This window comes from Rhodococcus sp. AG1013, assembly GCF_003350365.1.
GTDB lineage: Bacteria > Actinomycetota > Actinomycetes > Mycobacteriales > Mycobacteriaceae > Prescottella.
Genome location: NZ_QQAT01000004.1, coordinates 244020 through 267824, shown reverse-complemented (window position 1 = coordinate 267824; position 23805 = coordinate 244020). Strand labels below are relative to the sequence as shown.

Genomic DNA, 23805 nt, shown 5'->3' with positions numbered 1-23805 from the left:
GTGACAGAGGCGACTGATCCCCGACCGTTCCGGCTCGCGTACGTCCCCGGCGTCACCCCCGCCAAGTGGGTCCGCATCTGGAACGAACGCATCACCGACACCCCGCTCGAGCTGGTGGCGTCGACCGCCGCCGAGTCGACCGCGGCCCTGCGGGAGGATCGCGCGGATGCGGCGCTCGTGCGGCTGCCGATCGACCGCGACGGCCTGAGCGCCATCACGCTGTACGCCGAGACGCCCGTCGTGGTGGTGACGAAGGACCACGTGTTCACCGCCGCGGACGAGATCGCGCTGTCCGACCTCGCCGAGGAACTGGTGCTGGATCCGCTGGACACCCCGATCACCTGGGATCAGCTGCCCGGTCGGCCCGCCCTGGACCGTCCCGCCTCGACCGGCGACGCGATCGAGTTGGTCGCCGCGGGCGTCGGCGTCCTGGTCGTGCCCCAGTCCCTCGCCCGGCTGCACCACCGCAAGGATCTGACGTACCGGCCGGTGGCAGGCGCGCCCGAGTCGGAGGTTGCACTGTCTTGGGTCACCGACCGCACGACCGAACTGGTCGAGGAGTTCATCGGCATCGTCCGCGGACGCACCGCCAACAGCTCGCGCGGACCCAACCCGCACGAGACGCCGCGGACCAAGGACAAGGCGCCCCGGGCGGCTGCGCCGCGCACCGCGAAGCAGTCCGCCCCCACGTCCGGCAAGGCACGCGCCAAGGATTCGCGGCGTGGCAAGCCCGGCAGCAAGGCGAAGCCGGGCGGGCGCAAGCGCCGCTGAGGGCCCGCCCGCGTCACGACGCCGCCGTCACCGCTCCCGCCGGAGCGGCGTCCCGAAGCAACTCGGCGAGCTGCCGGTAGCCGTCCGCGCGCCCGCTCGAGACGCGGAACACCAGTCCGATGGTCCGGCCGGGGGTCGGTGCCGCGAACCGCGCCGTGGCGAGGTCGCCGCGCCGGGTCTCGACGGGTACCGCCGAGTCCGGGACCAGGGTGACCCCCAATCCGCCTGCGACGCACTGCACGACGGTCGCGAGCGAGGTGGCCCGGGTGTCGCCGGACAGCGGGTGTGCGTCGACGGACCGGCACAGATCCAACGTTTGATCGCGCAGGCAGTGCCCCTCGTCGAGGAGTAGCAGCGGTAGTTCGTCGAGGACGTCGAGTGGCATGTCGTCGCGGCCGGCGAACGGGTGTTCCCTCGGCAACACGACGACGAAATCCTCTCGATACAACGGAATCTCGATCAGCCCCGGAGCCTCCGACGGCAGCGCCAGCACCGCGACGTCGATGGCGCCGGTGCGGAGCGCGTCGAGCAGTCGCGCCGTCTGGTCCTCGATCACCTGCGGCACCAGGGCCGGGAACTTCGCGCGGAGCGCCGGCAGCAACGCCGGCAGCACGTAGGGCGCGACGGTGGGGATCAGTCCGAGGCGCAGCGGCCCGACCAGCTTGTCGCCGACCCCGGCGGCCGCGGCGACGAATCCGTCGGCGGCGTCGAGGATCAGTTTGGCCTGGGTCAGCAACTGCTCCCCCGCCGCCGTCACCAGGACACGCCGGGTGCTGCGTTCGATCAGCTGAACTCCGAGACCGTTCTCGAGGGACGCCAGCGCCTGCGACAGTGTGGGTTGGCTCACACTCAAACGCGCTGCGGCCGTGCCGAAGTGGCGATACTCCGCCACCGCGACAAAGGCACGCAGCTGTGACAGTGTCGGTTGATAAGTCCCATCAGCCATACCTATCAGTGTAGTGCCACCTATCACCTTTACCTTTTGAAAGGTTTCGGGCACTATGGAGTCATACCGAAGAGCGCAGGACACGGAGCCTCGAACGAGAGCCACCGCAGACCCGCTCGAGGTAGCGCCCACCACCGATCCACGGTGCGTGGCCTGCGCATACAGATGTTCACAAATCAAGTAGGAGGACGACACATGGCTCTGCTGACCATCGGCGACCAGTTCCCGGCATACAACCTGACCGCCGTGATCGGTGGCGATCTGTCCAAGGTCGACGCCAAGCAGCCCGACGACTACTTCACCACCGTCACCAGCGACGACTACGCCGGCAAGTGGCGCGTCGTCTTCTTCTGGCCCAAGGACTTCACGTTCGTGTGCCCCACCGAGATCGCCGCGTTCGGCAAGCTGAACGACGAGTTCGCGGACCGCGACGCCCAGGTGCTCGGCGCCTCGGTCGACAACGAGTTCGTCCACTTCCAGTGGCGTGCACAGCACGAGGACCTCAAGACCCTCCCCTTCCCGATGCTCTCGGACCTCAAGCGTGAGCTGGCCGAGGCCACCGGCGTCCTGAACGCCGACGGCGTCGCGGACCGCGCCACCTTCATCATCGACCCGAACAACGAGATCCAGTTCGTGTCCGTCACGGCCGGTTCCGTGGGCCGCAACGTCGACGAGGTCCTGCGCGTCCTCGACGCCCTGCAGTCCGACGAGCTGTGCGCCTGCAACTGGAAGAAGGGTGACCCGACCATCGACGCGGGCGCTCTCATGACCGAGGGTGTCTGACCCATGTCGGTCGAGAGCCTCAAGAACTCGCTTCCCGAGTACGCCAAGGATCTCAAGCTCAACCTGAGCTCCCTCGCTCGCTCGACGGAGCTCAACGAGCAGCAGCTGTGGGGCACCTTCCTCGCCTGCGCGGCCGCCACCAAGTCGGCGACCGTGCTGAAGGAGATCGCGGAAGAGGCCGCCGACGTGCTGTCGGCGGAGGCGTACAACGCCGCCCTCGGTGCCGCATCGATCATGGGTATGAACAACGTCGCCTACCGCGCCAAGAGCTTCCTCGGTGACGAGTTCGCCCAGGTGCGCATGGGTCTTCGCATGAACATCATCGGCAACCCCGGTGTCGAGAAGGCCGACTTCGAGCTGTGGTCGCTGGCCGTGTCGACGATCAACGGCTGCCATGACTGCACCGCCGCCCACGACGCCGTCGTGCGCAAGGAAGGCCTCACCAAGGAGCAGGTCTGGGAGGCCGTCAAGGTCGCCGCGACTCTCCAGGGTGTCGCCCAGTCCGTCGTCGCGAGCGAGACGCTCGCCTGATCGGTCCCCGTTCGACGGAAGGCCCGGTACACGACTCACGTCGCGTACCGGGCCTTCCGTCGTCTCCGGAGTTAATCTGGGCCCCATGGCAATCGAGGTCCACGTCGTCCGCGTCTTCACCGACCCCGACGGTAAGCACGGGAACCCGTTGGGCATCGTCGACGCCGCTTCCGTGGGTCTCTCCGAACGGCAGGCACTCGCGAAACACCTCGGGTTCAGCGAGACCATCTTCGTCGACCTCCCCGACCCGGGGGCGGACGCCGCCCGGGCGCAGATCTTCACTCCAGCCGCCGAACTCCCCTTCGCCGGACATCCCACCGTCGGCCTGTCGTGGTGGCTCGACGAGCAGGGCCGGGGCGTCGACGCTCTCGACGTGCCCGCCGGCCGGGTCGCCACGTGCGAGCGACACGGCGCGACCTGGGTACGCGCGCGGGCCGATTGGGCACCCGATTTCGCGTTGTACCCGATGCCGGACGTCGCGGACGTCCTCGCGGCCCACGCCCACGACTTCACCGCCGGCCACCACTACGTCTGGGCGTGGGAGGACGAATTCGAGGGCCGGATCCGATCCCGGATGTTCGCCCCCGGGCTCGGCGTGCCCGAGGACGAGGCCACCGGCTCGGCCGCAGTCCACATCACGGCCCACCTGCGTCGCTCACTTCTCATCAAGCAGGGACGGGGCTCCCAGATCCGAACCACGTTCGGCGACGACGGCTGGGTCGAGGTCGGCGGCCGGGTACGACCCGAACGCACGATCACGGCCTGAGCCGCGCACCGGTCACCGTGGTAGCACCCGATCGACGGCGGCATCGACGAGGTCGTCGATCTCCTTGTCCGAGAACAACTCCGGCAACGTGAGTCGATCGACGATCAGCCAGTTCAACGCCATGTAGAGCAGCGTCACGGTCGTCGGGTCCCCCGGCATGTCCGACTCGACGTGGTTGGCGATGTTGAAGTCGAGATCCTGACGGACGCGTTCGGTGAGGACTGCGCGCAGATCGGGCCGTCGGGTCGCCTCCAACCGGAGTTCGAGCAGCGCGAGAAACCCGGTGCGGAAAGCCGCCACCCGCCCCACCGTCTCCTTCATCAACGCCGTGAGGTGCTCTCGGTCGTGCGCCCCACGCAGACTCAGGTCCATCGTCGCGTCGTCGGGCTTGAGCCGCTCGTAGATCCGCGCCCCCGCCTGGGTCAGCAGGTCGTCCCGGTTGGCGAAGTAGTTCGACGCGGTACCCGCCGGCACCTGCGCCTCCGCGTCGACCGCACGGAAGGTGAGTCCGCGGGCACCCTCCCGCGCCAGGACCTCGATCGCGCCGTCGACCAACGCTGCTCGCCGCTCCGGATTTCGCCGCACCTTGACACCACTCCATCTGTAGTACTAACTTTTACACCACTTCACTCAGAGTACTACGGACGGAGTTGTATATGCGTAAGCTCGTGTACTACGTCGCGGTCTCCCTGGACGGATACATCGCCGGGCCCGGCGGCGAGGTCGACTTCTACCCGCTCTCCGATTCGATGGCCGCGTGGATCAACGAGCGCTACCCCGAGACAGTGCCGACACACATCCGCCACCAGGCGGGACTCCAGGACGCACCCAATCGCGCGTTCGACACGATCATCATGGGGCGCGGCACCTACGAGCCCGCGCTCGCCGTCGGCATCACCAGTCCGTACGCCCACCTGCGCCAACTCGTGGTCTCGACGACGCTCGGGACGATCCCCGACCCAGCGGTGGAGCTCGTGTCGAACGATCCGGTCGAGGCAGTCCGCAAACTCAAGGCCGAGGACGGGCTCGACATCTGGCTCGCCGGCGGCGGTCAACTCGCCGGCGCGCTACTACCCGAGATCGACGAACTGATCGTGAAGAGCTACCCGGTGGTGGGCGGCGCCGGACTACCGGCCTTCGCGGGCCCGTTCCGTCCGACGGCCTTCACGCGCACGGACCTCACGTCGTTCGACAACGGCGCGAGCGTGTCGTGGTTCAGCCGAACACCGAACGCGAACGCCTGACCGAGCGATCAGCTGCTGCTACCGAAGCCGGCCGTCTCGGGGGCGAACACCACGCGGTACCACACGCCCTCGGCCGGATCGTATGCACAGGGCTCGATGACGACCGCCCGGTAGGCCTTCTCGAGCAGCAGCGCCTTGTTGCACAGGTACTCGGCCCCCTCCCCCGAGAACTCGCCTCGATAGATGGGACCGAACTTCCACGGTGTCGCGTCGGCAGCACCGGCGCCGAGCGAGGTGGCGAGCACCAGCAAGTCCCGCAACATGACACAGCCCCGCCGGGAGGGGGACACCGGCGGGGCTGCGAGCTCTGTGAGCAGTTCGGTACGAGACCGATCAGAGGGAGAGCGTCTGCCCCGGGAAGATCAGATCGGGGTTGGCGACCTGGCCGGCAAGGTTCGCCAGCGAGACACCGTGGTTCGCGGCGATCTGCGACAGCGTGTCACCGAACTGGACGACGTAGGAGCCGACACCGGCGGGCAGGGTTTGCGCCCAGTCGTTCACCTGCTGCTGGACGGGGGCCTGCGACACGACCGGAGCCGGGGCGGGCTGAGCGATGGACTCGACCGAGCCACCCGGGGTGCTGCCGCCGGTGAGGTACTGGCCGCACACGGGCCATGCGCCGACACCCTGGCCGTCGAGAACGTTCTCGGCGACGCGGATCTGCTCGGCCTGGCTAGCGTTGCTGGCGCTACCGGTGCCGCCGTACGCCTCCCAGGTGCTCTGGGAGAACTGCAGGCCGCCGTAGTAGCCGTTGCCGGTGTTGGCCGCCCAGTTGCCGGACGACTCGCACTCGGCGACACCGGACCAGTCGTGGCTGCCGGCAGCCGATGCGGTACCGGTGCCGATCGCCAGCGGGATGGCGACGACGGCGCCGGTGGCAACGACTGCGCCCAGGGCGCGCTTGATCGTGAAGCTGGTCATACGGGTGAATCCTCTCCGCTCCTGCGGGTGAGACGGCGCTCTCGCGCCGACCGGGTCGGGCGGAGTTCCATCCGCCTCACCCCTGCCCCCTCGAAGGTTTCGGGTGTCCGGACCGCGGGGCAGGATCGTGCAGCGGCGGACCGGCGTGGCTCGTTTGTTTCGAGCCGGACACGACGCTAGGGGACGGTCACGAAAAGGTCACGGTCCGCGATTTCGGTACGGACGTCCAGGTAACGAAGGCCGTCGGCGACGTTTCCGCAGAACCCCTCGGCGTGTCCGCAACTCGGCAGACCGGTCGTTATCCACTCGTTATGTGATTACCGTCATAGTCAATTCGTGCCGTGGGTCACACGGATCAGCCGCGGCTGAGGTCCCCCGCCGCGAGATCGGCGGCACTGAGTAGCACCTCGATCTCGTCCCCCAGTTCGACACCGTGCGCGAGGGGCAGTCGGTCGCCGCTCCAGAATCGGCCCGGGTCGTACCAATTGGTCCTGCGATCGCCGGTCAGCAGGCCCATCGCCTCGAACGTCGACGCCACCACCTCCGCGCAGTAGGCGCTCTCCAGACCCGCACCCGATTCGCGGTCGCCGCCGCGCGACCGCAACGACGGCAGCCGGCCGCCGAACCAACGCGACGCCAGCTTCGCCGTCGACGGGAACGGGGTGCCGTCCAGGCGGGCGATCGTCCGCAGCAGGGCGTCCTCCTGCTCACGGGTCACGGGGCCGGCGAGCTGACGCAGCCAGCCGCGCTGCCCGTAGCGCGCACCCCACACCTGAACGGCGGCACGCAGGTCGTGCAATTGGACACCGCGCTGGAACTTCCCGGTCCACATGTCCTGCAGCGAGTGCCCGAGCTCCGCGTGCCACATCAGCGGCGGGAGGTCGTCGAGCACGACGGACATGCCGACGTGGTTGACGGGACTGTTCGTCAGGGTCTGGATCGCGCGGTCGGCGCCGGTGTGACCGCGGAAGATCCAGATGTCGCCCGTGCGGGTCGCTTCCACCGCGTCGTCGAGGCTGACCTGTGATGGATGCATCCGCCGAGTCATCCGCCTAGCCTAGAGCGATGCGCATCGACAGCAGACATCTGTGGAAGGCCCTCGGACTGGCCGGCGCCCTCGGGGTCGCGGCCACGGGCGCACTGGCGGTACGAGCCGAACGACAGCGCCGCGCATACACACCCGACGAGGTCCGCGACCGCCTGCACACCCGTTTCGCACAGGCGTCGGCGGCCGCGGACCGGACCGTGGTGGAACTCGTCGATACGAAACCGACACTGCGGCAACGGCTGTCGCGGGTGCTGCGCCGCCGCTGAGCCGGATCAGCCGAGCGCTTTGGCGACCCCGGCCGCCATCTCGGCGACCTGCTCGTCGGTCATGACGAACGACGGCGAGAACTGCATCGCACCCTGACCGGCCGCGCGGCCGGAGATCCCGAACTCGCGCAACGTCTTCACGAACGGCAACGCCTCCGCGGGATCGACCAGCTGGACCGCAGCGACGGCACCGATGCCGCTGCGCACCTCCGCCACCCGGGGATGTTCCGCGAGCGGGGCGAGATGCTCGTGCAGCGACGCCTCGAGCCGCTTCGACTCCCCGAGAAGGTCCTCGCGCTCGACGATGTCGAGATTGGCCATGGCCGCGGCCGCGGCCCCGGCGTGGCCGCCGTAGGTGTACCCGTGCCGCCACCACACTCCCCCACCGAAGAATGGTTCCGCGACGGTCGGCGCGACGAACACCGCACCCATCGGCACGTACCCCGACGTGAGTCCCTTGGCTGTGGTGATCATGTCCGGCTGCAGGTCGAATCGCGTCGAGGCGAACCACGACCCGCCGATCCGGCCGAAGCCGGTGACGACCTCGTCCACGACGAACAGGATGTCGTGTTCGCGGCAGATCTCGCGGACCTCGCTCAGGTACCCCTCGGGCGGCAGGTAAATGCCGCCGGCACCGATGATCGGCTCACAGAAGAACGCCGCGATCTTGTCGGCGCCCTCCCGCTCGATCAGCCCGAGCAGTCCCTTCGCGTCGTCCCACTCCACGGTGCGGGCGTCGGCCATGAGGTCGCCGTAGCCTTCCCGGTTGACCGGGATCCCGGCCAGTGCGGTGCCCGCGACGTGCATGCCGTGGTACGCCTTCTGCCGGCCCACGATCAGCGTCTTGGACGGCCGGCCGACCTCGGTCCAGTACCGGCGGGCGAGTTTCGCGGCGGAGTCGACCGAGTCGGAGCCACCCGAGGTGAAGAACACCTTGGAACCGGGAACCGGCGCGATCGCGGCCAGACGCTCCGCGAGGGCCACCGTGGTGTCGGAGGTGAAGTCGCCGAAGTTGGAGAAGTGCGCGATCTTCGACAGCTGCGCGGCGACGGCGTCGGCGATCTCGGTGCGGCCGTGCCCGACGTTGGTGAACCACAGTCCCGCGGTGGCGTCGAGGTAGCGGGTCCCCGCGTCGTCCCAGATGTACGCGCCCTCACCGCGGGTGACGACGAACGCGCCGTCGCGCTGCACCGCCCCCATGTCGGCGAACCCGTGCCACAGTGCTCCACTCATCCGCGCTCTACCCCTTCGATCGTGCTTGCCGGTCGTGTGCCGCTTTCCGCGACTATGCCACGGAAACCGGATCGGGCTCGTCGCCGCCGAGACCGCGCCACCGCCGGCCCAATCGTCCGGAGGCGTTGACCGCGAGCGCCATCAAGGTCATCGCCACGAGCAGCACGACCAGGCCGACGGCGAGCTGGAGATATCCCTGCTCGCGCGGATCGAGGAACGGGTACGGATACCAGTCCACGATCGGTCCCCGGATCAGTGTGTACACCCCGTAGACGACGGGGAACGCGAGCCAGCTCAGCGACTGCAGATCGGTGATCCGGACCCGCGGCGGGTTGACGATCCAGTCGAGGAAGAGCACCAGTGGCAGGATGCGGTGGAGGGTGTCGTTGATCCACCGGTCCTGCAGCATGACGTCGACGTTCGCGAGCAGGACCGCATAGATGATGCCGGTGATCACCATGTAGACCGTCGCCGCGCCGCGAACCAGCTGCCATCGGGTGTCCTGCGGGTCACGGACCGCACCCACCAGCAGCACGATCGCCGCGAGAACATTGCTCAGGATCGTGAAGTAGCTGAAGTAGTTCGCGACGGAGAAGGTCGGTTCGTCGATGTTGCGGAGCGGAATCCACGCGAGCGCGACGATGCCGAGGGCGGCGAACACGATCCGCAGCACGCGAACGATCGGGTGGGTCCGCCGGATCGCGGGACCCGGTGTGACGGCGGTCATGCGCGTATGTTCGCACGCCCCGGGCGGTTCCAGCCGGAATTGCCGTTGCACGCTTCGATAGGCTGTGCGGAGCATGTCGACAACACCATCAGCAGCCGAGACCGGGTTCGATCGCCGCGAGGCGAGGAAGCGGCTCGGTGCCCTCACCCTCCGCGACGAGCACCGCCTTCGCCGACGCCTCGACCGCGCCAAGTCCCCGTCCGCGCTCGCCGCACTCGCCGACGAGATCTCCGCCGCCGAGCTGCGCGTCGAGGGCCGCCGGGCGCAGGTCCCGCCGATCACGTACCCGGAAGCGCTGCCGGTCACGCAGCGCCGCGAGGACATCGCCGCCGCGATCGCATCGCACCAGGTGGTGATCGTCGCCGGCGAGACGGGTTCCGGCAAGACCACGCAGATCCCGAAGATCTGCATGGAACTGGGTCGCGGCATCCGCGGCATGATCGGGCATACCCAGCCTCGCCGCCTGGCGGCCCGCACGGTCGCCGAGCGGATCGCCGAGGAGGTGGGACGCGAACTGGGCGACACCGTGGGCTACACCGTCCGCTTCACCGACCAGGTGTCCGACTCGACGCTGGTCAAACTGATGACCGACGGCATCCTGCTCGCCGAGATCCAGCGCGACCGGATGCTGCGCCGGTACGACACGCTGATCATCGACGAGGCCCACGAGCGCAGCCTCAACATCGACTTCATCCTGGGCTACCTCAAGCAGCTGCTCCCCCGGCGCCCCGACCTCAAGGTGATCATCACCTCGGCCACCATCGACCCGGAGCGGTTCGCCGAACACTTCGCGGTGGACGGCGTGCCGGCACCCATCGTCGAGGTGTCGGGCCGGACGTTCCCGGTGGAGATGCGCTACCGCCCGCTCACCGTCGAGGTGGGCGAGCAGACCTTCGACCGCGACCCCGTCGACGCGGTGTGCGAGGCCGTCGAGGAACTCGCCGCCGAGGGTGACGGCGACATCCTGGTCTTCCTGTCCGGCGAGCGCGAGATCCGCGACACCGCCGACGCCCTGCGGGACCGCAAGTACCGCAACACCGAGATCCTGCCGCTGTACGCCCGGCTGTCGGCCGCGGAACAGCACCGGGTGTTCTCCCCCCACACCGGGCGGCGCGTGGTCCTGTCCACCAACGTCGCCGAGACGTCGCTGACGGTGCCCGGCATCCGTTACGTCATCGACCCGGGCACGGCCCGCATCTCGCGCTATTCGGTCCGCACCAAGGTGCAGCGCCTGCCGATCGAACCGATCTCGCAGGCGTCGGCCCGCCAGCGCGCCGGACGATGCGGTCGCGTCGCGGACGGAATCTGCATCCGCCTCTACGCGGAGGACGACTTCGAGTCGCGGCCCGCGTTCACCGAGCCGGAGATCCTGCGCACCAACCTGGCGTCGGTGGTCCTGCAGATGACCGCCCTCGGGCTCGGCGAGATCGAGGCGTTCCCGTTCGTCGAGGCACCGGATCCGCGGGCGATCCGTGACGGCGTCGCGCTGCTCGAGGAACTCGGCGCCATCGCCGGACCCGGTCAGCGCCGCGTCGACGCCGACACCGAGACAGCCCGGGACAAGCCCGTCGGCCCGCAGCTCACCGCGACCGGCCGCGAACTGGCCCAGTTGCCGGTCGATCCGCGGATGGCGCGCATGCTGGTCGAGGCGCACCGCAACGGCTGCCTCCGCGAGATGCTGGTGATCGTGTCCGCGCTGTCCATCCAGGACGTCCGCGAGCGCCCCGCCGAGTTCCAGCAGGCCGCCGACGAGAAGCACGCCCGCTTCGCCGTCGAGAACTCCGACTTCCTCGCCTACCTCAAGCTGTGGGAGTACCTGCGCGAACAGCGGAAAGAGCTCAGCTCCAACCAGTTCCGGAAGATGTGCCGCAACGAGTTCCTGCACTGGCTGCGGATCCGCGAGTGGCAGGACCTGCACGGCCAGCTCCGTCAGATCACCCGCGGACTCGGCTGGGAGCCGGGCGATTCCGGCGGCCCGGACGCCGCGACGGCGTCCGAGACGTCGATCCACCAGTCGCTGCTCGCGGGCCTGCTCTCGCACATCGGGCTGCGCGAGGGCGACAAGCGCGACTTCCTCGGCGCCCGCGGCAGCCGGTTCGCGATCTTCCCCGGCTCCGGCCTGTTCAAGAAGCCGCCGCGCTGGGTGATGGCGTCCGAACTGGTCGAGACGTCGCGACTGTGGGCGCGGATGGCCGCCCGCATCGAACCCGAGTGGGCCGAGAAGCTGGCCCCGCACCTCGTCAAGCGCACGTACTCGGAGCCGCACTGGTCCACCAAACGGGCGTGTGCGATGGCGTACGAGCGGGTCACCCTCTACGGCGTCCCGCTCGTCACCGGACGACCCGTCACCTACAGCACGATCGACCCCGAGGCATCGCGGGAGTTGTTCATCCGGCACGCACTGGTGCAGGGCGAGTGGCAGACACAGCACAAGTTCTTCCACGCCAACCGCGCGCTGCTCGACGACGTCGAGGAACTCGAACACCGGGCCCGACGACGCGACATCCTCGTCGACGACGAGACGCTGTTCGAGTTCTACGACCAGCGGGTCGGTCCGGAGGCGGTGTCCGCCAAGCACTTCGACACGTGGTGGAAGCAGGCGCGACGCTCGGATCCGAATCTGCTGAACTTCACCACCGCCACGGTGGTCAACGCCGACTCCGCCGCAGTACTCGAGGGCGACTACCCCGACGCGTGGCGTCAGGGCGACATCCAGTTCCCCTTGACGTACCAGTTCGAGCCCGGCACCGAGAACGACGGCGTCACCGCGCGGATACCGGTGGCGCTGCTCGCGGGCCTGCGCCCGGTGGGATTCGACTGGCTGGTGCCCGGCATGCGCACCGAGCTGGTCACCGCGCTGATCAAGACGCTGCCGAAACAACTCCGCCGCCAGGTGGTGCCGGCCCCGGACTTCGCCGCGGCCGCGCTCGCCGCCGTCAAACCGCGATCCGAGTCCCTGATCCACGCGATGGCGCGCGAGCTGTCGCGGCTCGGTTCGTGCCGGATCGACCCGACGGACTTCGACGTAGCGTCGCTGCCGCCGCACCTGCGGATGACGTTCGCGGCGGTGGACGAGAAGGCCAAGGTCCTCGGCAAGGACAAGAGCCTGGCCGCGCTGCGCCGGTCCCTGGCACCGCGGGTCGAGGTGGAGGTCGCCAAGGCCACCTCGACCACAGAACGGGCCCCGGCACCGGTCTGGACCGCGCAGACCCTGGGCACGCTGCCGTCGTCGGTGACCCGGACCCTGGGCGGCCAGAAGGTGACCGGCTACCCGGCGCTGGTGCCGGAGGACTCCGGCGTCGCGGTGCGGGTGCTCACCACGCCGGCCGCGCAGCGCGCCGCCATGCGGGCCGGCACCCGCCGGCTGCTGTTGAACGCTGTTCCGACGCAGGCCAAGTCGGTGACCAACGGGATGAGCAACGCCGACCGTCTCGCGCTCGGCCAGAACCCGGACGGCAGCTTCGACGCGCTCCTCGAGGACTGTCGCGCGTGCGCGGTCGACGAGCTGATCGCCGAGAACGGCGGCCCCGTGCTCGATCCCGCCGCGTTCGAGACGTTGACCGGGAAGGTCCGCGCGCAGCTCGCCACCCGTGTCGCACGGCTGCTTCACCTGCTGCTTCCTGCGCTCGCAGAGGCACATCGTCTGTCGGTGATCCTCGAACGATCGGTCGGCGAGGCCGCGGACGACGTGCGCGAGCAGCGAGAGTCGTTGCTGTTCCCCGGGTTCGTGACCGAACTCGGCTCCCGGCGACTCAAGGACCTGCCGCGGTACCTGGCGGCGGCGTCGCTGCGGCTCGAGTCGCTGCCCGGCAGCGCGCAACGCGACCAGGCGGGGATGGATGTCCTCGATCGCGTGTACTCCGCCTACGACCGGATGCTCTCGGCCCTGCCGGAGGAGCGCCGAGGAGACGACGACGTCAACGAGATCCTGTGGAAGATCGAGGAGTTGCGGGTGAGCCTGTTCGCACAGTCACTGGGCACCGCGATTCCCGTGTCGGAGAAGCGGGTACTCAAGTCGATCGACGGGATCCGGCGGTAGCGCGCTCACCCGGCGGCCTGCCGGCCGGAGTCACTCGGTTACGGACTCCGCGTCGGCGAGCTCGGCGGTGCGGCTTTCGCGGTGGGCGCGCAGGTCCTTGATCTCGCGCTCGAAGTCCTCCGCGGAACTGAAGGAGCGGTACACAGACGCGAAACGCAGGTAAGCCACCTCGTCGAGGTCACGCAGCGGACCGAGGATGGCCAATCCAACCTCGTGGCTGGGGATCTCGGGCGACCCTGACGCGCGGACTGCGTCTTCGACCTGCTGGGCCAGCAGGTTCAACGCGTCGTTGTCGACCTGGCGGCCCTGGCACGCGCGGCGTACACCCTGGACCACCTTCTCCCGACTGAACGGCTCGGTGACGCCACTTCGCTTGACTACGGCCAACACGGCCGTCTCGACGGTGGTGAATCGGCGGCCACACTCCGGGCACGAGCGTCGACGACGGATCGCCGCGCCCTCGTCGGCCTCTCGGGAATCGACCACGCGCGAATCGGGATGCCGGCAGAACGGGCAGTGCATGGTGATTCCTTCGTAGCCATCGTGGCCGCTGCGCCGCTTCTCGACCGATGCCGGTTCCAGCAGGACCGACTCACGCAGGGGAGACACGATATCGACGCGACCACGCGATGTGGTGTGACTGACAGGATTCGAGGATACCCGCCCCACCCATACCGACAGCGACTCCCGGGTACCCAGGCGGATCAGCGCCGAATCCGATCGTGCCGGCAGCACCATGATCGAACGCCTCCTCCATTCGCGACCGGAGCCCGGTCACCTCACGAACGACTCTGTTCCCTGCACCTGCACCGTGTCGGTCGCCCCCGACTCCCCGGCGGCCAAGTTCGCGAGCGCATCCAGCCCCACGACGATGCCGACGGTGACGACGACGGTCGCGACAATCGCCGACAGACCTGCGAATCGTGGCCGCGGGCGGCGCTGATCGTGTGACGGGTGGGAGGTGACCGAGACCCGAGATCCGCGCGAGCCGTACCGCGGCACGGCGTCGTAGTGCATGAGACCGGCAACCGGACGCCGCGAGTCCACGGGCCGGATGCGCGCCGGGCGGTACTCCCGCACGGTGCCACGGTCGATGATCACGCCGGACGAATCCGCCCGCATGTAGACGTCCCGGCGGCCCGTCGGCGTCCGACCGACCGATCCATTCCCCGAAAGTGCGATACCCATCCGAACCTCCCAGCCAGTCGTCGAGCCGTTTCACTAGTCGGACAGAGCGCGAACCGGACGTGTGGCGCTTCCTCCGGACACGTCGCGAGCAATCCGAGCAAACCGTGTTCGATCATGCGTTCGATAGAACACATATTCGATTTCTACCACGCGGCTGCGACAAAGTCAGTAGTTTCGACGACACAGGTCGAACAGATGTTTGAAGTAGTGGGGTGATCGGGATAGATTCGTGGCAGAACACACAGACACTCACCGACTCAGCCCGCGAGCCGCTGGAGCCGCGAAGGAGGCCACGCGCCATGAAGGACGACAGCTCGAGTTCCTCCGGCAAGTCCGGACGCACGTCGCCCGACGACGCCCAGGCCGCCGCCGGGCTGGGCACGGGACTCGACGCCGGCCAGCTCACCGACCGTCAGCGCAACGTCCTCGAGGTCATCCGGACGTCGGTCGCCGAGCGCGGTTACCCGCCGAGCATCCGCGAGATCGGCGACGCGGTCGGCCTCACGTCCACGTCGTCCGTCGCGCACCAGCTGCGCACACTCGAGCGCAAGGGCTTCCTGCGGCGCGACCCGAACCGGCCCCGTGCGGTCGATGTCCGGGGACTGGACACGCTCGACGGCCTGGACGACACGCGGTCGACGCCGAGTGCATCCGCGGCCATGAAGTCCACCGACGAACTGCCGGCCCCGACGTTCGTGCCGGTGCTCGGACGCATCGCGGCGGGCGGCCCGATCCTGGCCGAGGAAGCCGTCGAGGACGTCTTCCCGCTACCCCGCGAACTGGTCGGGCAGGGATCGCTCTTCCTACTCAAGGTGGTCGGCGAGTCCATGATCGACGCTGCGATCTGCGACGGCGACTGGGTGGTCGTGCGGCAGCAGAACGTCGCGGAGAACGGCGACATCGTCGCCGCGATGATCGACGGTGAGGCGACCGTCAAGACCTTCAAGCACACCGGCAAGGATGTGTGGCTCATGCCGCACAACCCCCTGTTCGACCCCATTCCCGGCAACGACGCCGCGATCCTCGGCAAGGTCGTCACCGTGATGCGCAAGCTCTGACCCGTTACGACGACAGGGGCCGCGGCACTGGGTGCCGCGGCCCCTGTCGTCGTGAGGAGCGAGAAGTGCGGGTCAGCCGAGGTTCAGTCCGCGACCGATGATCTCCTTCATGATCTCGGTGGTGCCGCCGTAGATCGTCTGGACCCGAGAGTCCATGTACGCCTTGGCGATCGGATACTCGCGCATGTAGCCGTAGCCGCCGTGCAGCTGCAGGCACCGGTCGATCAGCTTGACCTGCGCCTCCGTGGTCCACCACTTCGCCATTGCGGCTTCCTGGACGGTGAGTGTGCCCGCGTTGAGCTGCTCGATGAACTTGTCCACCAGGATCCGCACGGCCGTCGTCTCGGTGGCGAGTTCGGCGAGCACGAACCGCGTGTTCTGGAAGCTCCCGATCGACTTGCCGAACGCCTTGCGGTCACGGCAGTACTGGATCGTCATGTCGAGGCAGGATTCCATCGCGGCGGCCGCCACGACCGCGATCGACAGGCGCTCCTGCGGCAGGTTCTGCATCAGGTAGATGAAGCCCATGTCCTCCTCGCCGAGGAGGTTCTCGGCCGGCACCCGGACGTCGGTGAAGCTCAGTTCCGCGGTGTCCTGGGCCTTGAGACCGATCTTGTCGAGGTTGCGTCCCCGCTCGAAGCCCTCCATGCCGCGTTCGACGACGAGCAAAGAGAAGCCCTGCGCACCCTTGTCGGGATCGGTGCACGCGACGACGATCACGACGTCGGCGTTGATGCCGTTCGTGATGAAGGTCTTGGCGCCGTTGAGGATCCAGTGATCGCCGTCCTTGACGGCGCGGGTTTTGATGTTCTGCAGGTCGGACCCGGTGCCGGGCTCGGTCATCGCGATCGCGGTGATGAGTTCGCCGGAGCAGAACCCGGGCAGCCAGCGCTGCTTCTGTTCCTCGTTGGCGAGCTTGATCAGGTACGGCGCGACGACGTCGTTGTGGAGCATGAAGCCGACACCGCTGTAACCGCCGCGGGTGGTCTCCTCGGTGACGATCGCGTTGTACCGGAAGTCCTCGACTCCCCCGCCGCCGCACTCCTCGGGCACCGCCATACCGAGGAAGCCCTGCTTGCCGGCCTCGATCCACACCGATCGGTCGACGATGTTCTGCTCCTCCCACTGATCGTGGAAGGGCGCGACGTGCTGATCGAGGAACTTGCGGTAGGACTCCCGGAACAGTTCGTGCTCCGGTTCGAACAGGGTGCGTTCCACTGCGTCTCCTCATGTCGAGATGTACGGCGATCTGCCGGCGGCCGCGGGCACGCAGCAGCAGACCTACTTCCTCGACATGACCGTAAAGCGAAGATCAACGTCGATCCATGACCGAGACGAGCACGATTCGTGACCGCGTGGCGCAGATCACGAATCGTGCGCGACCTCTATGCGCGGCGCATCGAGTTCAGCCGGCGCATCAGCGGGTAGGCGACCAGGATGCCGACCGAGCCCCACGCGATGCCACCGAGTTCGACGGAACCGATCGACAGGGTGAGGTTGCCGATCCCGGCGACGAGGGCGGTCGCCACGACGGTGAGGTTGACGGGATCGGTGAAGTCCACCTTGGCGTCCATCCAAATCCGGACACCGAGCACGCCGATGAGGCCGTACAGCACCATCGTGGCGCCGCCGATCACGCCGTCGGGCACGGTGAACACGAGCGCGCCGAACTTGGGCGAGAAGGACAGGACGATCGCGGTCGCCGCCGCGACCCAGTACGCCGCGGTCGAGTACACCCGGGTCGCGGCCATGACCCCGATGTTCTCGGCGTACGTCGTGGTTCCGGATCCGCCGCCGGCGCCGGCAAGGGTGGTTGCCAGACCGTCCGCGAACAGGGCGTTCCCGGCCAGGTCGTCGAGCGAGCGGCCCGTCATCGCGGCGACCGCCTTCACGTGGCCGACGTTCTCGGCGATCAGGACGATCACGACCGGCAGAGCGAGCAGGATGACGGACAGATCGAACGACGGACCGCGCAGGTGCGGCACACCGAACCACGCGGCCTCACGCAGCGCGTCCACGCGGTCGTCCGCGAGCCCGCCCGTGATCGCGGCGAACACCCAGCCGATCACGACGCCGATGAGGATGCCCAGGCGACCGATGATGCCCGGCCCGATCACCGTGGCGAGGAGGATGCCGAGGAGCGTCACCGCGGCGATCAACGGCTGCGCCTGGAACGACCCGGCCGCGGTGGGCGCCAGGTTGAGGCCGATCAGCGCGACCACGGCGCCGGTCACCACCGGCGGCATGACCGCGTCGATCACGCGGGCGCCGATCAACTTCACCGCCAGGCCGACGAGCATCAGCACGACACCGGCGGCGAGGACGCCGCCGAGCTGCGCGGCGGGCCCGTCACCGGCGGCCGCGGTCAGCGGCGCGATGAACGCGAACGACGAACCGAGGTAACTCGGGATCCGCCCGCGCGTGATGATGAGGAACAGCGCGGTGCCGATGCCGGAGAACAGCAGCGTCGTCGTGACCGGGAAGCCGGTGATCGTCGGCACCAGCAGGGTGGCGCCGAACATCGCGATCACATGCTGCATCCCAATGCCGATGGTGCGCGGCCACGACAGCCGCTCGTGCGGTGCGACCACCGCGCCGTCGCTGATCCGTCGGCCGTCGCCGTGCAGCGCCCATCCGAACATCCCGGTGGCTTCCCGTTCGGGCGCGCGTTGCGCGTGGTCCTCTGTACTCGTCACAGTTGGCCAATAGTAGAGCTACCGCCTGCGCCGATACACCACCGCACCTGGACTCGCCACCCGAATCACATCCGTACCGAGTGCCCGGTCCGAGCGAAAAGGGGCTACAGCGGTTCCGGCCTCTTCCCCACCGTCGATCGACAAGTCGACCGCCGAAAGGGTTGGCGGCCACCCACCGGACGGTGGGTGGCCGCCAACCCTCGAACAGATCCGCTAACTCGCAGGAACCATCGGGTAGACCCGATCCACCCCGTTGCCCGCGACCCGGACGGTGAGCGGCGATGCCCCGTCCCACGCGTGTGCGGCTACCGATGCGGACGAATTGACCGGGATGCTCACCGGACCACCGGTGGTCACGTTCCGATCGCGAACGGCGTCCCGATGTCGGACGTCGAGAGTCAACGATCCGGGGACCCCGATGCCGTCCAGGGCATACACGTAGTCACCGTCGGTTTCGCGCTCCAGCGACAGGGTGGTGCCCGGCAGCAATCGCAACCCGGTGCCCTGCGCCGCCACCGACCAGTTCGCCTGCTCACTGGCGAGCTTCAACATCGGCGCGACCGGGAGATTGCTGCGCAGGCTCAGCCTGCGCTGACTCTGATCGACGTTCACCGAGGTGGTGGCACCCGGCAGTAGCTCGATGCCGTCGAACTCGTCGATCCAGCCGTCACCGTAGAGCGAGATGTCGATGTCTGCGGCCCGGCCGACGGGAACCTTGCCCATCGTGATCTCGAATGCAACGCCGGCGGGAACACGGAACAGCTCGGACTGTTGGTTGTTGATGACCGGGAGGTTCTCGATCCCCTCGACGGCGCCGCCGCCGGGCGCGGTGACCTCCAGATCCCAGTCGATGATCGTGCCGTCACGATTCTCGGCATTGTCCTTGACCAGAACGAGGACCGAATCGTCTCCCGACTCGCGGCAGGTCGGGCATTCGTGCACCTCGGTCGTCTGCGGCAACCGGACCAGGTGCATCGGGTTGTCCGGGGATCCGACGAACAGGTAGCTCTTGTCGGCCGGGTTCAGAGCAGTCGTGTAATACCAAGTGTCGGCGGCCGCGTCGGCCACGACCATCTTCTCGACGCCAGGGTAGTTGTTGTCGTACACGACTATCCCGGTCTTACCCTTGCCCAGGTCGCGCAACGCGATCGGTGTTATCGCGTGGCCGCCGATGTCCCCGGCGATCGTGAGAATGTAGCTGTCACCCCGAGCCCAGGCTGCCTCGAGTTTGTCGAGAGTGTCTGCGACCGAGGACGGAGAATTCGCAGCGCTGGTCGGAGGGGAGATCTGGGTACTGGCGTACCGAGAGATCAATCCGTCGAGTTGATCCGACGCCGGATCGTCGTAGACATCCGGCCCCGTCGCAAGATGTTCCGCCTTGTCGAGTTGGTCGGTGGCGAAAAGCCCGGCCAGCGCCGCAAAGCCGAAGCAGTGCCCGCCGCTCCACGTGTCATTCAAGTCCGCCTGGAGTGCCTGGCCTGTCGCGGTGAGAACGCACCCGCCGTCGACGATTCGCGCACAGATTCGGTCGTCGTAACGGGACTGCATCACGGAGGGAGTGAGCCCCCGGCGATGCTCCTGCGACGACTCGCCCCAGTTCTCGAACGAGAACCCGTCGCGTCCGACCTCGAATCCACTGGTCGCAATCAGTGTGCCCAACGTGGGGTCGACCGCGACGTACGACTCCGAGTCGCCGGACGAACCCAGCGAACCACTCGACCCGAGAAGATCCGATACCGGCGCCACACCTCCGGGACGCCAGTTCGGCCGGAATGGCTCGGAAGCAACGTTTCTCGGGACAGCGGCGCGGTGGACCGACCCCGGCCCGTTTTCGACCGGACGGCCCGGCCGTGATGTCCACTCCCCAGCGAGACGAGCAGGTCGGCGGTAGCTTCAGACCAGCAGTCGGACGGGCGTTCACATATCGCCCGAGAGTTCGAATCACGCTGCCGGGCCCGTCGCGATCCGGACGCAGAACCGGACCGAGGAGATACATGAGTACTACGGATCGAGAACCGGCGGCGGCCTCTCTCACCGAAGGCCTCCCTGTGAACGGCGCCGTCGTCGAGACACCGAAGTCGGGGATCAACAAGCCGGTCTTCTACCTCTCGTCGGCCATCATCGTCGTCATCACGGCGTGGGCGATGATCGCACCGGACAACGCGGACACCGTGATCGGCAGCGTCGTCGACTGGATCGCGGGCGCCTTCGGGTGGTGGTACTTCCTGGTCGCCACCCTGATCATCGTGTTCGTGCTGTTCCTGGCGCTGTCGCGCTACGGCAAGATCAAGCTCGGCCCCAACCACTCGCTCCCGCGGTACAACGTCTTCACGTGGGGCGCGATGCTGTTCGCCGCGGGTATCGGCATCGACCTGATGTTCTTCTCCGTGTCCGAACCGGTGACGCAGTACATCGCGCCGCCGGTCGGCGAGGGCCAGAACACCGAGGCCGCCCGTCAGGCCGTGGTGTGGACGCTGTTCCACTACGGCATCACCGGCTGGGCCATGTACGCCCTGATGGGCGCCTCCCTCGCGTACTTCGCGTACCGACGGGGGCTGCCGCTGTCGATCCGGTCGGCGTTGTACCCGGTGATCGGGAAGCGCGTGAAGGGTGCCGTCGGCGACGGCGTCGAGGTCGCGGCCGTGATCGGCACGATCTTCGGCATCGCAACCTCCCTCGGGATCGGCGTCGTCCAGCTCAACTACGGGCTGCACTTCATGTTCGACCTCCCGCAGAACACGGCGATGCAGACCGCGCTGATCGCGCTCGCGGTCCTGATGGCGACGGTGTCCGTCGTCTCGGGCGTCGACCGCGGGATCCGACGCCTGTCGGAGCTGAACGCACTACTCGCCCTCGCATTGATGCTCTTCGTCCTCTTCGCCGGCAAGACGCGGTTCCTGCTCGACGCGATCGTCATGAACGTCGGCGACTACGTCAGCCGCCTCCCCGGAATGTCGCTCGACACCTTCGCGTTCGATGCACCGCAGGAGTGGCTCAACTCGTGGACCCTGTTCTTCTGGGCGTGGTGGATCGCGTGGGCACCGTTCGTCGGCCTGTTCCTCGCCCGGATCTCGCGCGGGCGCACCATCCGTCAGTTCATCGGCGCGGTCCTGACCATCCCGTTCGCGTTCATCGCGCTGTGGATCGCGATCTTCGGCAATGCCGCGCTGTCGGTGGTGATCGACGGCAACAGCGAATTCGGTGAGACGGCCATGTCCGCCCCCGAGAGCGCCTTCTACTCGCTGCTCGACCAGTACCCCGGCGCCCTGTTCAGCGCGGGCATCGCGACGTTCACCGGGCTGCTGTTCTACGTCACGTCGGCCGACTCGGGCGCGCTGGTGTTGACCAATCTCACGTCCCACCTGAACGATCCGGAGGAGGACGGCCCCAAGTGGGGCCGGATCTTCTGGGCCGTCGCGACCGGTCTGCTCACCCTCGCGATGCTCATCGTCGGCGGCGTCACGACGCTGCAGAACGCGACGATCATCATGGGCCTGCCGTTCTCGTTCGTGATGCTGCTGATCATGGCGGGCCTGCACCGGGCCCTCCGGACCGAGGGGTTCCGTGAGGACAGCCTGCGCGCGGTCCTGCACTCGTCGTTGTCCGAGCGGGTCGGCCCCGAGCGCGGCGTGCAGCGCACGTGGCGTCAGCGCCTCACCCGCACCCTGTCCTACCCCGACGACAAGGACCTGCGGGCGTACGTGGACCGCACCGCGCGGCCGGCGTTGCAGGCCGTCGTCGACGAACTCGCCAGCCGCGACATCACCGCCGACCTCACCGCCAACCGTGAGGACAAGACCGGGGTGCCGCACCTGGACCTCACCGTCGAGATGGGCGACGATCCGCCGTTCCGGTACCAGCTGTGGCCCGAGAAGACAGACATGCCGTCGTTCGCGATGAACTCGGCGAGCGGGGACGCCGTCTACTACCGCCTCGAGGTGTACCTCACCGAGGGCAGCCAGCAGTACGACGTCATGGGCTACACCCGCGAGCAGCTCATCGGCGACGTCCTGGACCAGTACGAGCGCCACATCGAGTTCCTCCGACTCCGACACACACCGACATTGGAGTGATGCAGCTATGACCGACACCGCAGCCAGCCTGTTCATCGGCGGGCGTTGGGTCGCCGCCGAGTCCGGCGACACCCGCGACATCCACTGCCCCGCCGACAGCACCCCCGTCGCCACCGTCTCCGAGGCCGGGACCGTCGACGTCGAGAGGGCGATCGCGGCAGCACGCGAGGCCTTCGACACCGGTCCGTGGCCGCGGACCGTCGCGGGAGAGCGGGGCCGGGTGCTCCGCAAGGTCGCGGACCGACTGCGCGAACGCAAAGAGGAGTTCGCCCGCGCCGAGTCATTCGACACCGGGAAGCGGATCGTCGAGAGCCGGATCGACATGGATGACGTCGCGGCCTGCTTCGAGTACTTCGGCTCCATCGCCGCCACCGACGCCGGACGCCTCGTCGACGCCGGGGACGCCAACGTGCTCAGCCGCATCCAGTACGAGCCCGTCGGGGTGTGCGGGCTGATCTCGCCGTGGAACTATCCGCTGCTGCAGGCGGCGTGGAAGGTCGCACCGTGTCTGGCGGCCGGAAACACGTTCGTGCTCAAGCCCAGTGAGCTCACCCCCTCCACCGCGATCCTGCTGATGGATCTGCTCACCGAGTGCGGAGTGCCCGCCGGTGCCGCGAACCTCGTGCTCGGCGCGGGCGCCGTGGCCGGGGCCCCGCTGTCCGAGCATCCGGACGTGGACATGGTCTCGTTCACCGGCGGACTGGTCACGGGACGTCGGATCGCGGCGACCGCGGCGGCGACGGTGAAGAAGGTGGCGCTCGAACTGGGCGGCAAGAATGCCAACGTGGTGTTCGCCGACGCCCTGTTCGACGCCGCCGTCGACAACGCCCTCAACGCCGCGTTCGTGCACTCGGGCCAGGTGTGCTCGGCCGGGGCACGCCTGATCGTCGAGGAGTCCATCCACTACGAGTTCGTCGACGCCCTGGTGGCTCGCGCCCGGCAGATCCGCCTCGGCGGCCCGTTCGACGACGACGCCGAGACCGGCCCACTGATCTCGGCCGCCCACCGCGACAAGGTCAGCGCATACGTCCGCAAGGGTGTCGAGGAGGGCGCCGTGCTGCGCTGCGGCGGCGAGTGGGGCTCCGGTGATTTGGAGAGCGGCTACTACTACCTGCCGACCGTGCTCGACGGCGTCCGGCAGGGCATGTCCGTCGTCGTCGACGAAGGCTTCGGTCCCGTCGTGACCGTGGAGACGTTCACCGACGAGGAGGACGCGGTGCGGATCGCCAACGACACGCGCTACGGCCTGGCCGGTGCGGTGTGGACGCAGGACGTCGGCCGGGCGCAGCGGGTCGCGAACCGGATGCGCGCGGGCACGGTGTGGATCAACGACTTCCACCCCTACCTCCCGCAGGCGGAGTGGGGTGGCTTCGGTGAGTCCGGCTTCGGCCGCGAACTCGGACCCACGGGCCTCGACGAGTACCGCGAGGCCAAGCACGTCTATCAGAACATCGCTCCCGGGGTGAGCGGGTGGTTCACGGACCGGAGCTCGGAGCGATCGGAGAAGGAGTGAGC

The 23805-nt window shown here is 68.2% G+C and carries 22 protein-coding genes; 10 read left to right on the top strand and 12 right to left on the bottom strand.

From position 1 onward, the window contains the following. A complete protein-coding gene (locus DEU38_RS08295; protein WP_114719899.1) occupies positions 1-771 on the top strand; it encodes a LysR substrate-binding domain-containing protein in 771 nt (256 codons plus the stop codon). A gap of 13 nt (positions 772-784) precedes the next feature. Here DEU38_RS08295 and DEU38_RS08290 read toward each other — a convergent pair whose 3' ends face one another. Next, entirely contained in the window at positions 785-1717 is a 933-nt protein-coding gene (locus DEU38_RS08290; protein ID WP_114719897.1) for a LysR substrate-binding domain-containing protein, read from the bottom strand. A gap of 195 nt (positions 1718-1912) precedes the next feature. Here DEU38_RS08290 and DEU38_RS08285 point away from each other — a divergent pair, with 195 nt between their 5' ends. The 3 genes from DEU38_RS08285 (at position 1913) to DEU38_RS08275 (ending at position 3797) form a co-directional block, all read left to right on the top strand. After that, on the top strand, positions 1913-2500 hold the full coding sequence (locus DEU38_RS08285) for a peroxiredoxin (protein WP_114719895.1): 588 nt from the start codon (positions 1913-1915) through the stop codon (positions 2498-2500). Positions 2501-2503: 3 nt separating this feature from the next. Further along, positions 2504-3031, top strand: coding sequence for a carboxymuconolactone decarboxylase family protein (locus tag DEU38_RS08280; RefSeq protein WP_114719893.1), 528 nt, complete (start codon positions 2504-2506; stop codon positions 3029-3031). Between the two features lie 85 nt (positions 3032-3116). Beyond that, on the top strand, positions 3117-3797 hold the full coding sequence (locus DEU38_RS08275; RefSeq protein WP_114719891.1) for a PhzF family phenazine biosynthesis protein: 681 nt from the start codon (positions 3117-3119) through the stop codon (positions 3795-3797). Between the two features lie 12 nt (positions 3798-3809). Here DEU38_RS08275 and DEU38_RS08270 read toward each other — a convergent pair whose 3' ends face one another. Next, complete coding sequence (locus DEU38_RS08270; protein ID WP_114719889.1) at positions 3810-4382, bottom strand: TetR/AcrR family transcriptional regulator; 573 nt, start codon at positions 4380-4382, stop codon at positions 3810-3812. Positions 4383-4453: 71 nt separating this feature from the next. Between DEU38_RS08270 and DEU38_RS08265 the strand changes: the two genes are divergently transcribed. After that, on the top strand, positions 4454-5041 hold the full coding sequence (locus DEU38_RS08265) for a dihydrofolate reductase family protein (protein ID WP_114719887.1): 588 nt from the start codon (positions 4454-4456) through the stop codon (positions 5039-5041). Positions 5042-5049: 8 nt separating this feature from the next. Here the strand turns inward: DEU38_RS08265 and DEU38_RS08260 are convergent, their stop codons facing one another. From DEU38_RS08260 to DEU38_RS08250, 3 genes are all read right to left on the bottom strand, one after another. Further along, positions 5050-5304 (bottom strand): hypothetical protein, encoded by a 255-nt coding sequence (locus DEU38_RS08260; protein ID WP_114719885.1) that lies wholly within the window; start codon positions 5302-5304, stop codon positions 5050-5052. Positions 5305-5374: 70 nt separating this feature from the next. Further along, the gene (locus DEU38_RS08255) at positions 5375-5962 is read right to left on the bottom strand and encodes a transglycosylase family protein (protein WP_114719883.1); all 588 of its coding nucleotides are present in this window, start codon (positions 5960-5962) and stop codon (positions 5375-5377) included. Between the two features lie 355 nt (positions 5963-6317). Next, positions 6318-7010 (bottom strand): hypothetical protein, encoded by a 693-nt coding sequence (locus tag DEU38_RS08250; protein ID WP_114719881.1) that lies wholly within the window; start codon positions 7008-7010, stop codon positions 6318-6320. 17 nt (positions 7011-7027) lie between these two features. On the opposite strand from DEU38_RS08250, the gene DEU38_RS08245 reads away from it, so the two are divergent. Continuing rightward, positions 7028-7276: a hypothetical protein gene (locus tag DEU38_RS08245; protein WP_114719879.1), complete on the top strand. Its 249-nt coding sequence runs from the start codon at positions 7028-7030 to the stop codon at positions 7274-7276. A 6-nt stretch (positions 7277-7282) separates the two neighbouring features. Here the strand turns inward: DEU38_RS08245 and DEU38_RS08240 are convergent, their stop codons facing one another. Together DEU38_RS08240 and DEU38_RS08235 are read right to left on the bottom strand one after the other, a co-directional pair. Next, positions 7283-8509 (bottom strand): aspartate aminotransferase family protein, encoded by a 1227-nt coding sequence (locus tag DEU38_RS08240; protein WP_114719877.1) that lies wholly within the window; start codon positions 8507-8509, stop codon positions 7283-7285. Between the two features lie 52 nt (positions 8510-8561). Continuing rightward, entirely contained in the window at positions 8562-9236 is a 675-nt protein-coding gene (locus tag DEU38_RS08235; protein ID WP_114719875.1) for a Pr6Pr family membrane protein, read from the bottom strand. Positions 9237-9309: 73 nt separating this feature from the next. Here DEU38_RS08235 and hrpA point away from each other — a divergent pair, with 73 nt between their 5' ends. Next, on the top strand, positions 9310-13275 hold the full coding sequence (gene hrpA, locus DEU38_RS08230; RefSeq protein WP_114719873.1) for an ATP-dependent RNA helicase HrpA: 3966 nt from the start codon (positions 9310-9312) through the stop codon (positions 13273-13275). Positions 13276-13305: 30 nt separating this feature from the next. On the opposite strand, the gene nrdR is transcribed toward hrpA, so the two are convergent. Together nrdR and DEU38_RS08220 are read right to left on the bottom strand one after the other, a co-directional pair. Then, positions 13306-13797, bottom strand: a complete 492-nt coding sequence (nrdR, locus tag DEU38_RS08225; RefSeq protein ID WP_114720036.1) for a transcriptional regulator NrdR — start codon at positions 13795-13797, stop codon at positions 13306-13308. A gap of 252 nt (positions 13798-14049) precedes the next feature. Then, positions 14050-14463, bottom strand: a complete 414-nt coding sequence (locus DEU38_RS08220; protein ID WP_114719871.1) for a hypothetical protein — start codon at positions 14461-14463, stop codon at positions 14050-14052. 299 nt (positions 14464-14762) lie between these two features. Here DEU38_RS08220 and lexA point away from each other — a divergent pair, with 299 nt between their 5' ends. Then, positions 14763-15521 carry a transcriptional repressor LexA gene (gene lexA, locus DEU38_RS08215; RefSeq protein WP_114719869.1) on the top strand — a complete coding sequence of 253 codons (759 nt, stop codon included), beginning with the start codon at positions 14763-14765 and terminating at the stop codon, positions 15519-15521. A gap of 72 nt (positions 15522-15593) precedes the next feature. Here lexA and DEU38_RS08210 read toward each other — a convergent pair whose 3' ends face one another. The 3 genes from DEU38_RS08210 to DEU38_RS08200 form a co-directional block, all read right to left on the bottom strand. Beyond that, on the bottom strand, positions 15594-16739 hold the full coding sequence (locus DEU38_RS08210; protein ID WP_114719867.1) for an acyl-CoA dehydrogenase family protein: 1146 nt from the start codon (positions 16737-16739) through the stop codon (positions 15594-15596). A 167-nt stretch (positions 16740-16906) separates the two neighbouring features. Then, the gene (locus tag DEU38_RS08205; protein WP_114719865.1) at positions 16907-18163 is read right to left on the bottom strand and encodes a uracil-xanthine permease family protein; all 1257 of its coding nucleotides are present in this window, start codon (positions 18161-18163) and stop codon (positions 16907-16909) included. 267 nt (positions 18164-18430) lie between these two features. Then, entirely contained in the window at positions 18431-19963 is a 1533-nt protein-coding gene (locus tag DEU38_RS08200) for a hypothetical protein (protein ID WP_258557735.1), read from the bottom strand. Between the two features lie 248 nt (positions 19964-20211). Between DEU38_RS08200 and betT the strand changes: the two genes are divergently transcribed. Continuing rightward, positions 20212-22290, top strand: coding sequence for a choline BCCT transporter BetT (betT, locus tag DEU38_RS08195; protein WP_114719863.1), 2079 nt, complete (start codon positions 20212-20214; stop codon positions 22288-22290). Positions 22291-22297: 7 nt separating this feature from the next. Beyond that, positions 22298-23803 carry an aldehyde dehydrogenase family protein gene (locus DEU38_RS08190; protein ID WP_114719861.1) on the top strand — a complete coding sequence of 502 codons (1506 nt, stop codon included), beginning with the start codon at positions 22298-22300 and terminating at the stop codon, positions 23801-23803. Positions 23804-23805: the final 2 nt, after the last annotated feature.

Excerpts from the sequence above, each read along its gene's own strand:
- DEU38_RS08290 (WP_114719897.1), bottom strand. The coding sequence starts at position 1,717 with ATGGCTGATGGGACTTATCAACCGACACTGTCACAGCTGCGTGCCTTT.
- DEU38_RS08285 (WP_114719895.1), top strand. The coding sequence starts at position 1,913 with ATGGCTCTGCTGACCATCGGCGACCAGTTCCCGGCATACAACCTGACC.
- DEU38_RS08280 (WP_114719893.1), top strand. The coding sequence starts at position 2,504 with ATGTCGGTCGAGAGCCTCAAGAACTCGCTTCCCGAGTACGCCAAGGAT.
- DEU38_RS08275 (WP_114719891.1), top strand. The coding sequence starts at position 3,117 with ATGGCAATCGAGGTCCACGTCGTCCGCGTCTTCACCGACCCCGACGGT.
- DEU38_RS08265 (WP_114719887.1), top strand. The coding sequence starts at position 4,454 with ATGCGTAAGCTCGTGTACTACGTCGCGGTCTCCCTGGACGGATACATC.
- DEU38_RS08260 (WP_114719885.1), bottom strand. The coding sequence starts at position 5,304 with ATGTTGCGGGACTTGCTGGTGCTCGCCACCTCGCTCGGCGCCGGTGCT.
- DEU38_RS08255 (WP_114719883.1), bottom strand. The coding sequence starts at position 5,962 with ATGACCAGCTTCACGATCAAGCGCGCCCTGGGCGCAGTCGTTGCCACC.
- DEU38_RS08250 (WP_114719881.1), bottom strand. The coding sequence starts at position 7,010 with ATGACTCGGCGGATGCATCCATCACAGGTCAGCCTCGACGACGCGGTG.
- DEU38_RS08245 (WP_114719879.1), top strand. The coding sequence starts at position 7,028 with ATGCGCATCGACAGCAGACATCTGTGGAAGGCCCTCGGACTGGCCGGC.
- DEU38_RS08240 (WP_114719877.1), bottom strand. The coding sequence starts at position 8,509 with ATGAGTGGAGCACTGTGGCACGGGTTCGCCGACATGGGGGCGGTGCAG.
- DEU38_RS08235 (WP_114719875.1), bottom strand. The coding sequence starts at position 9,236 with ATGACCGCCGTCACACCGGGTCCCGCGATCCGGCGGACCCACCCGATC.
- hrpA (WP_114719873.1), top strand. The coding sequence starts at position 9,310 with ATGTCGACAACACCATCAGCAGCCGAGACCGGGTTCGATCGCCGCGAG.
- nrdR (WP_114720036.1), bottom strand. The coding sequence starts at position 13,797 with ATGCACTGCCCGTTCTGCCGGCATCCCGATTCGCGCGTGGTCGATTCC.
- DEU38_RS08220 (WP_114719871.1), bottom strand. The coding sequence starts at position 14,463 with ATGGGTATCGCACTTTCGGGGAATGGATCGGTCGGTCGGACGCCGACG.
- lexA (WP_114719869.1), top strand. The coding sequence starts at position 14,763 with ATGAAGGACGACAGCTCGAGTTCCTCCGGCAAGTCCGGACGCACGTCG.
- DEU38_RS08205 (WP_114719865.1), bottom strand. The coding sequence starts at position 18,163 with ATGTTCGGATGGGCGCTGCACGGCGACGGCCGACGGATCAGCGACGGC.
- betT (WP_114719863.1), top strand. The coding sequence starts at position 20,212 with ATGAGTACTACGGATCGAGAACCGGCGGCGGCCTCTCTCACCGAAGGC.
- DEU38_RS08190 (WP_114719861.1), top strand. The coding sequence starts at position 22,298 with ATGACCGACACCGCAGCCAGCCTGTTCATCGGCGGGCGTTGGGTCGCC.